Annotated in this window: 13 protein-coding genes and 1 tRNA gene; 6 read left to right on the top strand and 8 right to left on the bottom strand. The window is 72.5% G+C overall.

Annotated features, from left to right (window positions below; translation table 11 throughout):
- Positions 1-304 precede the first annotated feature (304 nt).
- Entirely contained in the window at positions 305-1,345 is a 1,041-nt protein-coding gene (locus OG403_RS25825) for a single-stranded DNA-binding protein (protein ID WP_329568321.1), read from the bottom strand.
- A 393-nt stretch (positions 1,346-1,738) separates the two neighbouring features.
- Between OG403_RS25825 and OG403_RS25820 the strand changes: the two genes are divergently transcribed.
- Positions 1,739-1,811 (top strand) — tRNA-Arg (locus OG403_RS25820).
- A 364-nt stretch (positions 1,812-2,175) separates the two neighbouring features.
- The gene (locus tag OG403_RS25815; protein WP_329568320.1) at positions 2,176-4,068 is read left to right on the top strand and encodes a hypothetical protein; all 1,893 of its coding nucleotides are present in this window, start codon (positions 2,176-2,178) and stop codon (positions 4,066-4,068) included.
- Positions 4,069-4,132: 64 nt separating this feature from the next.
- Here OG403_RS25815 and OG403_RS25810 read toward each other — a convergent pair whose 3' ends face one another.
- The 6 genes from OG403_RS25810 to OG403_RS25785 form a co-directional block, all read right to left on the bottom strand.
- Complete coding sequence (locus OG403_RS25810; RefSeq protein WP_329568318.1) at positions 4,133-6,046, bottom strand: AMP-binding protein; 1,914 nt, start codon at positions 6,044-6,046, stop codon at positions 4,133-4,135.
- A 156-nt stretch (positions 6,047-6,202) separates the two neighbouring features.
- Positions 6,203-6,952 carry a 4'-phosphopantetheinyl transferase family protein gene (locus OG403_RS25805; protein ID WP_329568315.1) on the bottom strand — a complete coding sequence of 250 codons (750 nt, stop codon included), beginning with the start codon at positions 6,950-6,952 and terminating at the stop codon, positions 6,203-6,205.
- A 78-nt stretch (positions 6,953-7,030) separates the two neighbouring features.
- Positions 7,031-7,522, bottom strand: coding sequence for an NUDIX hydrolase (locus OG403_RS25800; protein WP_329568313.1), 492 nt, complete (start codon positions 7,520-7,522; stop codon positions 7,031-7,033).
- Positions 7,523-7,652: 130 nt separating this feature from the next.
- Entirely contained in the window at positions 7,653-7,826 is a 174-nt protein-coding gene (locus OG403_RS25795; protein WP_329568311.1) for a hypothetical protein, read from the bottom strand.
- On the bottom strand, positions 7,823-8,146 hold the full coding sequence (locus tag OG403_RS25790) for a hypothetical protein (protein WP_329568309.1): 324 nt from the start codon (positions 8,144-8,146) through the stop codon (positions 7,823-7,825). The genes OG403_RS25795 and OG403_RS25790 overlap by 4 nt, the downstream gene beginning before the upstream one ends.
- Entirely contained in the window at positions 8,127-8,366 is a 240-nt protein-coding gene (locus OG403_RS25785) for a hypothetical protein (RefSeq protein ID WP_329568307.1), read from the bottom strand. The genes OG403_RS25790 and OG403_RS25785 overlap by 20 nt, the downstream gene beginning before the upstream one ends.
- A gap of 306 nt (positions 8,367-8,672) precedes the next feature.
- On the opposite strand from OG403_RS25785, the gene OG403_RS25780 reads away from it, so the two are divergent.
- The 4 genes from OG403_RS25780 (at position 8,673) to OG403_RS25765 (ending at position 11,119) form a co-directional block, all read left to right on the top strand.
- Positions 8,673-9,533, top strand: coding sequence for a helix-turn-helix domain-containing protein (locus OG403_RS25780; RefSeq protein WP_329568305.1), 861 nt, complete (start codon positions 8,673-8,675; stop codon positions 9,531-9,533).
- Between the two features lie 7 nt (positions 9,534-9,540).
- Positions 9,541-9,894, top strand: coding sequence for a DUF397 domain-containing protein (locus tag OG403_RS25775; RefSeq protein WP_329568303.1), 354 nt, complete (start codon positions 9,541-9,543; stop codon positions 9,892-9,894).
- 103 nt (positions 9,895-9,997) lie between these two features.
- On the top strand, positions 9,998-10,846 hold the full coding sequence (locus OG403_RS25770) for an enoyl-CoA hydratase/isomerase family protein (protein WP_329568301.1): 849 nt from the start codon (positions 9,998-10,000) through the stop codon (positions 10,844-10,846).
- 78 nt (positions 10,847-10,924) lie between these two features.
- Positions 10,925-11,119: a DUF1918 domain-containing protein gene (locus tag OG403_RS25765; protein ID WP_329568299.1), complete on the top strand. Its 195-nt coding sequence runs from the start codon at positions 10,925-10,927 to the stop codon at positions 11,117-11,119.
- A gap of 7 nt (positions 11,120-11,126) precedes the next feature.
- Here the strand turns inward: OG403_RS25765 and OG403_RS25760 are convergent, their stop codons facing one another.
- Entirely contained in the window at positions 11,127-12,344 is a 1,218-nt protein-coding gene (locus OG403_RS25760; RefSeq protein ID WP_329568298.1) for an acyl-CoA dehydrogenase family protein, read from the bottom strand.
- Between the last annotated feature and the right edge of the window lie 66 nt (positions 12,345-12,410).

Genomic DNA, 12,410 nt, shown 5'->3' with positions numbered 1-12,410 from the left:
AAGTGTCGCTGAAAGCTCAACTAACGCTCAACGGGCGAGTCACCTTTGACCGGTCCCGCTACTGCCGTATCCCCGTCCCCCCGCACCGCATTTTCCGCGCCCATCGGGGCGGGCGCACCGGAACCCACTGCCAGGCCCACCACCGGGCCCACCACCAGACCAACCGTCATGCCACGCCCATCCGGCGGTCGCCCGGCACCATCCGGGCCGCCGGAGCGCCTGGCCTGGCCGGCCGCACCCGTCGGAGGGGGCCGGCGCCCGGGGCAGGCACTCCGTTCCGCCGTCAGCCGCATACCGCGCTCCGTCACACCGCCACCACCTCACCCTCCGCTCCGGCCGGTGCCCCGCCGGTCGCGCGCCCACTCCTCGGCGCCCTCGACGACACCGCGCCGCGCGCCGTTCGGGGCGACCGCGTGCCACGCGCCGCCGGGGAGCCGGGCTCGCCGACCACCCCGTCACCTCCACCGCCGCCCACGCTGCCGTCCGCTCCACCCGCCTCGATCGCCAGCCGCCGCCGAGGCGACCCCAGGGCCGCCTCGCGCGCTCCAGGAACCTCACCGGGCACGCCCGGAACGCCCAACTCGCCAGCCCCAGCAGGCCCGTTCACCGCCGCCGCGCCCGCACCACCCGCATCATCAGACCCGTCACGTCCGGCTGATCCCACAGCCTGCGCCGATCCCACAGCCTGCGCGGCGCGGTGCTCACGGATCGCCCGCATGATCCACTCCGGCACCGCCTCCCCCACCGGCTGCGCCGGCTCCACCTCGGAGCGACCGCGGACCGCCCAACGGAACGCAGAGGTGCCCCGGCCGAGGTCGTGCCCCACCGACCGGGCGTCGATGTCCACGACGCTCCGCCGCTTGCCCTCGTCCTCCCATTCCCTGATCCGCAGCCGGCCGCAGACCATCACCGGATCACCCTTGCTGAGCGAACTGACCACATTCGTCGCCAACCAGCGCCAGGCCGTCACGGTGACCCAGTTGGTCTCGCCGTCGACCCACTCCGCACGCGCCCGGTCGTAGCGACGCTCAGTTGCCGCGAGCCGGAAGTTGGCCGTCGGCACCCCCGCCGCCGTCTGCCCGTAGCTGACCGCCGAGGCGACATTTCCGATCATCGTCACCAGGGTCTCGTTCACGATACGCCCTCCGCATTTCTCGTATATCTCCCGTACCGGAGAATCCGCCGGCTGATGACGAGGATGTCCCATTTCGCAGGCATCGGCCCCCGGCGGGATATTTCTGTGGATAACCAGCCCCTGTGGATAACTTTGCCCGCATTTGGCGCTACTATTTCTATGGCTGATAATCACCACATTCTGCGTGCATGACAAGAAGGAGGGGGGCATCCGCCCTACACCCCCTGAACGAGTGGCCGCAAGGACGCTCTGTCCACGTCATCCGACCGGACGAACCGAAATCCCGGCCCGCCCCACCCTTCCTCAACCGTTACGTTCCCAGCACACCCCGCTACCAGCGCGGCAGGTCCATAACGGGTGAGGAGACATCGCCGTAACGACTGCACAACGTCCGGCGGCAAGGCACCCCACAATGCTGCACCCCGCCCCGCCACCTGCGATTATCAGACCGCTCTCGCAAGGCCGACACACCCACTCCATCGGTGGAAAGGCAGGCAAGGCGGCCTTACCCCCTTATCCTGTCCCCGGCAGGGCAAGGGCGCCACCAACCCCCACCCAGGGATTAGGCACCGGACACCCACCCCCGGGCCCAACGCCCGCCCCGCCCCCGTAGCTCAGCGGATAGAGCAGGTGCCTTCTAAGCACTTGGCCGCAGGTTCGAGTCCTGCCGGGGGCACCCGCACGATGGCCGGTCGGCCGTGACGCTGCGCAAGCAGCGCGCCGACCGGCCTCGTCCGCGTTCCGGGGCCCTCCGGGGAGCGGCCAAGTGCTTAGAAGGCACCTGCCCGAGGCGGGCACCCGCACCCGCGCCATGGCCCGCAACCCGCGCCCCGCAACCCGAACAGACGCGACCAGCCGCGACCGCCAACAGCAGCCCAGTACCCGGCACTTCGAGAACCCACCCAGCTCCCGCCAGGCCCAGCCGCGCGCCGGCGGCGAGGCAACTCGGCCGCCGCGCGGGGCAGCGAGTCCGATCGGGCACCGGACGAGGTCGGCCATAGCAGCACAGCGTGTCAGAGTGCGCACCTAGAGTGTGTTTCGTGACCGATCTTCCTGACCCCCGGCCGGTTGCCGACGGCCTGTCCCTGCTGCTTCCGGACGTGGTGCCGGTCGCCGGCGCCGACCCGGAACTCGTGGCCATCGGCGAGCGCTACTGGGCGCTGGCCGGGTTCGCCGACGAGTTCGGGACGCCGGTGTGGTGCGAGAAGACCAGAGAGATCGACCTCAACGGGTGGGGGTGGCAGCTCCACGCGGTCGCCGCGGCCGGGGTGCGGGCGGTCGTGCCCGCGCGGCGGTGTCCCAGCTGCGCCGGGCCGCTCAGTCTGACCTCCCGCACCGCGTTCCAGCAGCTCCTGGCGGGCCGCGACCCGGCCTGTGTGGCGTGCACCGGATCGCTGCTGACCGCGGTGCGGCAGGTCGTTGACCCGGCCCGCAAGGCCAGGCGGGACGCGGCCAAGGTCACGCCCCAGGCCCGACAGCCCCAGCCGCAGGCCCCGGCCCAACAGCCCCAGCAGGCCCAACATGCCCAACATGCCCAACATGCCCAACAGCCCCAGCAGGCCCAACATGCCCAACAGGCCGAGCAGCCCCAGCAGCAGGCCGTCGACGAGGCCCGCGCCCGATGGCGGCAGAGCCAGCAGGAGGTCGTCGAGGCCAGGTACCCGGCGGGCCAACGCACGAAGGGCGGCGTGCCGCCCGACGCCTCGGTCCGGCAACTGGTCGCTGCCCTGGCGCTGCTGCGGTACGCGCCCTCCGGCTCGCCCGTCGGCGAGGTCGAGGCCTGGCCGGAGCCGCTGCACCCCGCTCCGGGCAAGCTGGGCCCGCTGCTCGACGAGTTGCTGCGGGCCGGGTTGGTGAAGATCCATCCCACCACCCCCGCCACGGCGTTCGGCTGGCTTCCGGACACCTTCGAGGACGCCGTGCGGAAAGCCGGCGGGGACCTCGACAAGCTCGCCACCCCGCGCTTGTCCAGGAGCCGCCATCCCACCCTGGCACGGTACTACGCGCCCTACGGCGCGGGCCCCGGCGCGGCGGTGGAGCAGCTCGACGCGGCCCTCACCGCCGCGCTCGACCCGGCCGGGATGACGGCCGACCGCCAGGACGAACTGCTGGCGCTGGCCCGGGAACTCATCGCCGACGAAGCCCTGCGGTACTTCTCCCACCGGCTGCAGCAGTTCCTGCTGCCGGCGGTCGCGGAGAACCACGCGGCCCGCCTGGCGGAGGCGGCCCGCAAGGTCACCGAGTACCGCTCGCTCGGGGAGATCTACAACCTGGTCTGGCGGGCGACCCAAGCGGCGGCGGAGGCCGACCGGAAGAGTCCGCACGCCCCGCGCGCCCACCTGACCGCGCACGCCGTCAACCAGTTCGAGACCCACGCGCAACGCGCGGCCACCGAACCCGGCTGGGAGATCAGGCCGTTCAGCGAGGTCGTGGGCCACGGACCGGCCGCCATGACCCGCACCCTCTGCTACGCCCTCCTCGACCGCAACCCGACCGACGCCAGCCTGCCCCGGATCCGGGCCGTACTGCCCGCCGGCGGCCGGGCAGCCACCGGGCAGCGCGCCGCACCCGGTTGGAACGCGCCCGGTGCGGGCGTTGAACCGTCGGTCGTCATCAACTGGCTCAACACCCATCCCGACGCCTGGCGCCCCGCCGATCTGCGGGCCATGCTCGGCGTCCTCAAGGACCTTCGGGAGGACGACCCGGAGCTGGAGTTCGAGGGCCGCATCGTGGCAGGCGGCGCCAAGCACCTGTACCGGATGTACGAGCGGCTCGAGCCCGCGATCGGCGCCAGGTCAGCCGCTCTGGCCGTGCTCGCCGCAACCGCTCTGCTCGTCCACCCCGTCACGCTCCCCGACGCCTCGACCAACGGCGAATGGCTCCGCAAGGAGCTCTACGACTTCCTGCTGAGCGTCCCGCGGGAGGCAGGTTGAGCGGCGGGGCCCGGCAGCGGGCCCGGGCCCGGCGGTACGAGCCTCCGTACGGCGCCGGCGGCGGTCAGTCCGGCCGCTGGGACGACGCCGGCGCGCGCTGCTCCTGGAGTGCCCCGGCCAGCACCGGCCCGAGCTGAGCCATCCCCGCCGCACCGAGCATCCGCAGCTGCGGCTGGTCGACCCGGTGCGCGCACACGGTGCCGTCCAGGTACGGGCGCCAGCTGCCCGCCGGATCCTCGACCACACGTGCGCCGGACGGGCGGGCGGCGACGAAGAGCAGCAGGTCGCCTCGGAAGACGCCGGGACGCAGCAACGCGCCGAGCCGGCGGTGGTTGGCACCGACCGCCACCAGGGCGTCGATGGTGGCCTCGTCGACGAGCGCCGAAGCACCGTCCGCACCCGTCGTCAGTCTGCCCAACTCGTCCAGCAGGTCGCGCCGGCTGAACTCGAAGGCGCCCTCGGGAGTGCTCTCCGGAGTGCCCTCGGGGGCGGCAGGTCGCGGGTAGCCGTCCAGGCTGACCAGCAGGCCGACCTGGCAGCCGGCCTGCTGAAGTCGGACGGCCACCTGGTGGGCCAGCACGCCACCGAAGGCGGCGCCGAGCAGGTGGTAGGGGCCGGTCGGCCGGGCGGCGCGGATCTGGGCGACCAGGTCGGCGACCAGCTCCTCGGGGTCGGTCAGCGGATGGTGACCGGGGATCAGGCCGCGCGCCTGGAGGCCGATCAGCGGCTGCGCCGGCTCCAGTTGGGCGGCCAGCGCACGGTACGGCCAGGCGATCCCGCTGATCGGGGGCAGGCAGAAGAGCGCGGGACGCCCCGGATCCCCGGCCCGCAGCAGTACGGGGGTGTCCAGCGGATGGGCGGCCCGGGCCACCCTGGCTGCGGGCAACGGCCGCCGGGTACCCGGGACTTCGCCCGGCACCAGGGCCTCCCCCTCGGTGGCCGCGTCCGTGGTCCCGGTCGGCCCGTAGCCGTCGACCACCGTGTAGCGGCCGGCGTAGCGCTCGACCAGCTCGGCGGCGCAGGGCCCGCCGACCGTGACCAGCACCGTGCCGGGCGCCGGCCCGCCCTCGGGCAGCGTGGCCAGTGCGGCGGACGACAGGATCACGTGGGTGGGAGCGGGAGCGTCGCCGGCAGTACCGGTACCGGGGATCGACTCCCGGCGCGCGGCGGGCACGTCGGGGGTGAGCACCAGGGCAGCCCCGCTGAGCAGCGTCATGGTGAACTCGCGGACGGCCGCGTCAAAACCGGTGGACGCGTGCTGCAGCACCCGGCTGCGTTCGGTCAGGCCCAGCCGCTCGATGTGGGCGGCGGCCAGCGCGGGCAGGCCCTGGTGCGGGACGACCATCGGCTCAGGGGTGCCCGAGGGGCCAGGCGTCCGGATCACGAAGGCGGTGTCCCGCGCGGTCAGCGGGCGGATCCGCTCGGCGTCGGTCACCGGGTCGGCGTCCAGGCCGAACAACTCGGCCACGGTGAGCGGGTCGTCGAGCGCGACGGCGGGCGGCACGCTCGGCAGCCCGGGCACCGTGCTGCGGGTCACCAGCAGCACCGGCCTGGCGATACCTGGCAGTTGACCGGACTGCCGCCGCTCCTCAGCCTGGTCCAGGCCCGCGGCCGGACTCAGACCCAGGCTCGGACCCAGGCCCGGCGACAGGTAGCCGGCACCGGACTTGAGCACCGCGAGGATGGCGATCAGCTGGTCGGCCGAGCGCGGCAGCGCGAGCGCGACCAGCTCACCGGGGCCCGCACCGCGCGAGATCAGCAGCCGGGCCAGCCGGTTGGAGTAGTCCTCCAGGTCGGCATAGCTGACCGTCCGTGAGCCGTGCACCAGCGCGACCTGGTCCGGGGTCCTGGCCACCTGGGCGCTGAACGCGTCCGGGAAGAGCGGGCCCGGGTCCTCGAAGGGCTGGACCGGTTGCTCCCGGTCGGGCCGGTTGGCCACCTGACCCGCCAGGAACTCCTTGCCGCTGCGCGCTGCCATCGTGCTTCCCGTCGTCGTCGCGTCATCAGCTCCTGAGGGGAGGAACGAGGCCGCTGACGAGCCGTTTCGCCCGCCCCGCACCGACCACTCGGACGAGCGACGCGCGACGCGACACCGCGCGCCCACCCCGTGACAACGGCACGGAAGCTCAGCGACTCACCGCTCCCCCACCCACAGCTCCGCCGACCGCACCCGGACCGACTCCCCCGCCAACCCGGGCGGCAGGCGCAACGCGATCGCCGCGTCGTACCCGGCCGGCACCTCGACCGCTCGCAGCTCCCAGCCCGCCGGCGGCCGTTCGCCACCCGCCGGCGCCACGTCGAACCCGGGTCCCAGGCCCACGTAGTCCTTGTCCACCCCCTGGCCCAGCCCCATCCCGGTGCCCTTGAGGTAGGCCTCCTTGCGCACCCAGCAGCGCAGCGCGCCCGCCGTCCAGCGATCGGGGCGGCGCTCGGCCAGCTCGGCCAGTTCGGCCCGCTCGGCGGGGTGCAGTTGGGTCACCACCTCGGCACCGGCTCCCGGCGCGAAGGCGCCGCCCAACTCGACGTCAGCGCCGATCGGGTCGGCGGCCAGCGCGATCAGCGCCAGGCCCCCGCTGTGCGAGAGCGAGAACTCGAGGCCGGGCGCCTGCGCCAACTCGGGTCGGCCGTGCAGCTCGCCGCAGCCCGGACAGGGGGCCCGGCGGAACACCACCTCCTCGGGCCGGCGGCCCGACCGCTCGGCCAGCAGCCGCCGCAGCGCCAGATGGGCGACCTGGTAGAGCGCCCGGTCCTCGGCCCGCCGGAACGCGGCGGACTGCTGCCGCTCACGCTCGTCGAACACCCCGTCCGCGGCAGCGGCCTCGGCCACGGCCGCATTGGCCGGGGTCACCGCGACCCAACGGACCTCGACCTGACCCTGCTCCACCCCGTCCACTTCTCCCTCTCCCCACTGGACCGCCCGGACCACCCAGGCCACCGCCTCAACCACCCTGATGACGCGGGATCAGATCCCCGAGATCGTCCCCGCCGCGATCCGCACCACGCCGTCGGCCCGCGCCGCCAGCGCCAGGCCCAGCCGGGGCGCCCGCGCCTCGCCGAGCAGCTGGTAGGCCTGCTCCGGCTCGACCCACCGGTACTCCTCCAGCTCACTCGCCTGCAGGGTGATCACGGTGTCCACCGGCACCGTGCCCGCGTCGAACATGAAGTGCACCGCGGGGTGCTCCAGTTGCGCGGACGGATGGGTCCAGCCGACCACCAGCAGCCGGCCGACCTCGCGATCCAGGCCGGTCTCCTCCAGCAGTTCGCGCCTGGCGCACTGCAGCGCGTCCTCACCCGGGTCGATGACGCCGCCGGCGAACTGCCAGCCGGGACGGTAGTTGGGCTTGAGCACCAGCACCCGGCCCGCCTCATCGGTGAGCAGGCAGCCGGCGGCGGTGTAGGAGCGGGGCAGCGAGGCGAGCCAGGCGTCCCTGGGTAGCAGTTGCTCCTGGTCCACTTGTCGACTCCTCGTCTGCACAACGCGCTGGTCCCGTCGTGCGCATTCAACCACGCGCGCCTCCCCTGGCGGCGCTCCCCGCCTGGGGGAGCGCCCTGGGCACGGCCACTGGGGACGGGCCACTTCTCGGTCAATCGCGCGGGTCGCAACGGGGGCAGGCGCAGCGCGGCCAGAGGTCACTGAAGGGGCGGGTGTCCGGCTTGTCCGCCGTGATCCTGGTGGCGGAGAGATGGACGCGCTTGCCGGTCGGGGTGACCCGGTAGACGCGCAGGGTCATCGCGCTCTTCTTCGGCTTCTTCTTCACAGCTGCCTCAGCTCCCCGCGCACAGCGGGCAGTTCGGCCAGCCCAGTGGGCACGAGCGAACCCCGGACGAGACGGCCCGTGCAGCACGCGTGAGCGGCGATGTGATCGGCGATCGCCTGGACAACGCGGCTGCCGCAGCCACCGAGCTCGATGTGGGCGCCGACCGGGGTGATCGTGATGCGAGCACCCTCCAGCGCCACCAGCGACGGCAGTCCGGCCACCGCGAGGGCGTCCACCAGGGCCGCGATGGCGAGTTCGGCGGCCTCGCGCTGCTCGCGGGCCGCTCCGCTCTCGGCGGGGTCAACGCTGCTGCTGGGCACGGGCGTTCAGGCCGTCGCGGAGCAGGGCGGTCAACTCGTCGGCCACGTCGGGGCGGACCCGCCCGAGGGTGACCAGGTAGTGGCCGGTGATGGTGGGCCAGTCGACCCCGAGGGAGGGGATGGTGATCTGCGCCTCGGTGAGGACAGCGGTCAGCGCGCCGGCGGCGGTGATGGCGCGCTGCTCGGAGGGGGTGGAGTGGCTGTCGAAGCGTGCCGTCATGGCAGTGCCTCCGTGGTCGGTCCGAACTGACTTCGCCCGCCCGAGGCAGCACTGACGGTTCATCAGGCAGCTCTCGAAGCGCGACGAGTGACGGGCGCTCGCAAAGTTGATCACTGGGAGCGATCGCCTCATCACGACTTGTAGCCTTAGGATGGGGCTCAGAAACTTCTGGGCGCAACTTCTTCGTGAAAAGTCAGGCGGAAAGTTCTAGATCTTCCTTCTTGGGAGGGACTCATGGGTACTTCGCTTTCCCCGACCCCACGACCTGGGGCAGGATTACCCCGTCGACTGAGGGGAGGGGCACGGGTGACACAGCCCAAGAGCCACGTCCAGCAACGGCGGCGGATCGGCCGCATCCTCCGGGAACTGCGTGAAGCTTCCGGCCTGACCATCCAGCAGGCGGGCGACGCGATCGGCCGCTCGGACAGCACGATCAGCCGGATCGAGAACGGCCTGCGCGAGACCCACAAGCTGGAACTGGCCGGGCTGCTGGACACCTACAACGCACCGGACGAGACGCGGGTGATGCTCACCGCACTGGCCCGCGAGGCTCCCGACGGTGGGGTGTGGACCGCCCATGAGGCCGCCTTCCCGCCGGATCTGGAGACCTACCTCGGCCTGGAACAGGCCGCACGTTCCCTTCGGGTATTCGCTCTCAGCATCGTCCACAGCCTGCTCAGGACCACCGACACGATGCACGCGATCATTCGCGCCGGTCTGCCCACCGCCGGCGATGACGAGATCGCCAAGCTGGTCGCTGCTCATCTGGCACGACAGGAGGTCCTGCAGCGTCGACCGGACCCACTTGATCTGCAAGTAGTCCTTGACGAAGCCAGCCTCCGTCGGCCGGCAGGCGGGCCGGAGGTGACCCGTGGTCAGATCGATCAGCTGATCCACTTCGCCGAAGAAGTGCCGAACGTGACACTCCAAGTCCTGCCGTTCGCCAAGGGCTCCCACGGATCACTCGCTGGCGGCTTCACGCTGATCGACTTCCCGGACCCGCACGAGCCCGAAGTCGTCTACTGCGACACGCCTGGTGGCAACCTCTACCTCCAGAAACCGCACGACACGCGCCGCTTCAGTCAGCTGTACGGCCGCTTGCTGGGCCTCGCGCTCGACCCAGCCGATACCGTTCGATTCCTTCGAACCGTCCGCCAGGAGATGTGAGTCCGAGATGACAGCTGGACCCGACATGAGCACCGCCCGCTGGTTCAAGGCCAAGGCGAGCGAGACTGCCCAAGGCTGCTTCGAAGTCGCCTTCCTCGACGGCGCGGTGGCGCTGCGCGACAGCAAGCACCCCGAGCAGCCCGCCCAGGTCTACCCGGCGGACGTCTGGGCGAGCTGGCTCACCCGCCTGCGCGCGGGCCACTACACGGGCCACCGCATCGAGCTCGCGTTCGCCGACGGCGGCGGGGTGTCCGTGCGGGACAGCGCCGACCCGGCGGGGCAGATCCACGTGTTCACGCGGCACGAGTTCGACTGCTTCCTGAGCGGTGTCCAGGCCCGGGAGTTCGATCTCGCGTGCTGATCCGGAGCGCCGAAGCCCCGGTGGCGATCGGCCGCTGATCGAAGGGTGGCGTCACCCCGGCCCCCGGCGGGTGCCGAGCAGCCCGCCTGCAAGAGTGTGGGCCATGACCGATCAGACGCCCCTCACCGCCGGCCGCGCCGAACTCCCCTCCCCCGTGCCTGGCCTGCGCGCCTTCCACGACCGGGCCGACGGCGTGGCCGTGCTCGTCCTGGACCGGCCCAAGCGCCGCAACGCCGTGACGGCGGCGATGTGGCAGGCGCTGCCAGGGCTGCTGGCCGGGCTGGCGGCCCGGCCCGGGGTGCGGGCGCTGCTGGTCAGCGGGGCCGAGGGCACCTTCAGCGCGGGGGCCGACATCGCCGAACTCGCCCAGGTGTACGGGGACTCGGCGAGTGCGGACGCCTACCACGCGCGCAACGTCGAGGCGGAGCAGGCGCTGGCCGCCTTCCCGCACCCGACGCTGGCCGTGGTGCACGGGTCGTGCGTGGGCGGCGGCTGCCAGCTCGCCCTCGCCTGCGACCTGCGGTTCGGCGCGGCGGACGCCCGGCTGGGGATCACGCCGGCCAAGCTCGGTGTGGTCTACCCGGCGGTCCCCACCGCGCGGTTGGCCACCCTGGTCGGCCCGGCCCGCGCCAAGTACCTGCTCTTCTCCGGCGAGTTGGTGGACGCCGAGCGGGCCGAGCGGTTCGGCCTGCTGGACGAGGTGCACCCGGCGGAGCGGCTGGACGCCCGCGCCCTGGAGTTCGCCCGGCTGCTGGCCCGGCGCTCGCCGCAGACGATCGGCGCGGCCAAGGCGGCGCTGGCCGCCGCCGACCCCGCCGCCGCGCTCGCGCCCTGGGAGCGCCGCTCCCGCGAGGCGCCCGACGTGCGCGAGGGGCTGGCGGCGTTCCTGGAGCGGCGCGAGCCGGTGTTCCCAGGAGCTTGCGGCCCGGACCGACTGGGCCCGACGGAGTAACGTGAGACGTGACGCCGGTCACTCTCTGGTGAGATGCCCTCAGGAGCAGTCCCACCCCGAGGCAAGGAGTTTCCGGACATGCGCGCACACGTAGGCGACCACATCCACATCCACAGCCGGTCGGTCGGCCTGGAGGACCGCCAGGGCGAGATCACCGAGGTGCGCGGCACCGACGGCGAACCTCCGTACCTGGTGAGGTTCACCGACGGCCACGAGGGCCTGATCTACCCCGGCCCCGACTGCGTCATCGAGAGCCGGTCGGCCGAGCGGTAGCCGCCGCTCAGCGGATCGGCATCCCCGACAGGGCCCGCGCGATGACCAGCCGCTGGATCTCGCTGGTCCCCTCGAAGATGGTGTAGATCGCGCTGTCCCGGTGCATCCGCTCCACCGGGTACTCCCGGGTGAAGCCGTTGCCGCCGAGGATCTGCATCGCCTGCGCGGTGACCCACTTGGCGGTCTCGCCCGCGTAGAGCTTGGACATCGAACCTTCGGCAGCGGTGAACGGCTGCTGGTTGGCGGCCATCCAGGAGGCCCGCCAGACCAGCAGCCGGGCCGCGTCGATCCGGGTGCGCATGTCCGCCAGGGTGAAGGCCACGCCCTGGTTGTCGATGATCGGACGGCCGAACTGCACCCGGGTCTTGGCGTAGTCCAAGGCCACCTCGTAGGCGGCCCTGGCGATGCCGATCGCCTGCGCGCCGACCGCCGGCCGGGAGGCCTCGAAGGTGGCCATCGCCGCGTTGCGGCCCGACTTGCGCACGCCCTCGCGGGCCCGGGCCAGCCGCTCGTCCAGCTTCTGCTTTCCGCCCAGCAGGCAGTGCCCGGGGACCCGGACCGCGTCCAGCACCACCTCGGCGGTGTGCGAGGCGCGGATGCCGTGCTTCTTGAACTTCTGCCCCTGCGACAGTCCCGGGGTGCCGGGCGGCACCACGAACGAGGCCTGCCCGCGCGCGCCGAGTTCGGGGTCCACCGTCGCGACGATCACGTGTACGGCCGCGATGCCGCCGTTGGTGGCCCAGGTCTTGGTGCCGTTCAGCACCCACTCGTCCTTGGCCTGGTCGTAGACGGCCTTGGTGCGCAGCGCGGAGACGTCGGAGCCGGCGTCCGGCTCGGAGGAGCAGAACGCGGCCACCTTGACGTCCTCGGGGGTGCCGAACATCTGCGGGGCCCAGGTGCCGATCTGCTCGTCGGTGCCGTTGGCCAGCAGGGCGACCGCGGCCAGCGTGGTGCCGACGATGGACAGGCCGATGCCGGCGTCGCCCCAGAACAGCTCCTCCATGGCGACCGGGATCCCCACGCCCGAGGGGTCGAAGTACTGCTGGGCGTAGAAGTCCGGCGAGTAGATCCCGATCTTGGCGGCCTCCTGGATGATCGGCCAGGGGGTCTCCTCGCGCTCGTCCCACTCGGCGGCGGCCGGGCGGATCACGTCGGCGGCGAAGCCGTGCAGCCAGTCGCGCACGGCGAGCTGGTCCTCGCCGAGCGCCAGCGAGAAGGGGTTCATGCAGTCCTCCAGGATCAAGATCGCGCCGCCCGGGGTGTTACCGGGGGTAACATCGACGGAGTCTGC

The organism is Kitasatospora sp. NBC_01266, assembly GCF_036242395.1.
Lineage (GTDB): Bacteria > Actinomycetota > Actinomycetes > Streptomycetales > Streptomycetaceae > Kitasatospora.
The sequence above is the reverse complement of the archived record's forward strand: the minus strand, read 5'-3'. Positions and strand labels throughout refer to the sequence as shown.

Coding starts and splice junctions, on each gene's coding strand:
- OG403_RS25825 (WP_329568321.1), bottom strand. CDS start 1,345: ATGCCCCCCTCCTTCTTGTCATGCACGCAGAATGTGGTGATTATCAGC.
- OG403_RS25810 (WP_329568318.1), bottom strand. CDS start 6,046: ATGGCAGCGCGCAGCGGCAAGGAGTTCCTGGCGGGTCAGGTGGCCAAC.
- OG403_RS25785 (WP_329568307.1), bottom strand. CDS start 8,366: ATGACGGCACGCTTCGACAGCCACTCCACCCCCTCCGAGCAGCGCGCC.
- OG403_RS25775 (WP_329568303.1), top strand. CDS start 9,541: ATGACAGCTGGACCCGACATGAGCACCGCCCGCTGGTTCAAGGCCAAG.
- OG403_RS25770 (WP_329568301.1), top strand. CDS start 9,998: ATGACCGATCAGACGCCCCTCACCGCCGGCCGCGCCGAACTCCCCTCC.
- OG403_RS25765 (WP_329568299.1), top strand. CDS start 10,925: ATGCGCGCACACGTAGGCGACCACATCCACATCCACAGCCGGTCGGTC.
- OG403_RS25760 (WP_329568298.1), bottom strand. CDS start 12,344: ATGAACCCCTTCTCGCTGGCGCTCGGCGAGGACCAGCTCGCCGTGCGC.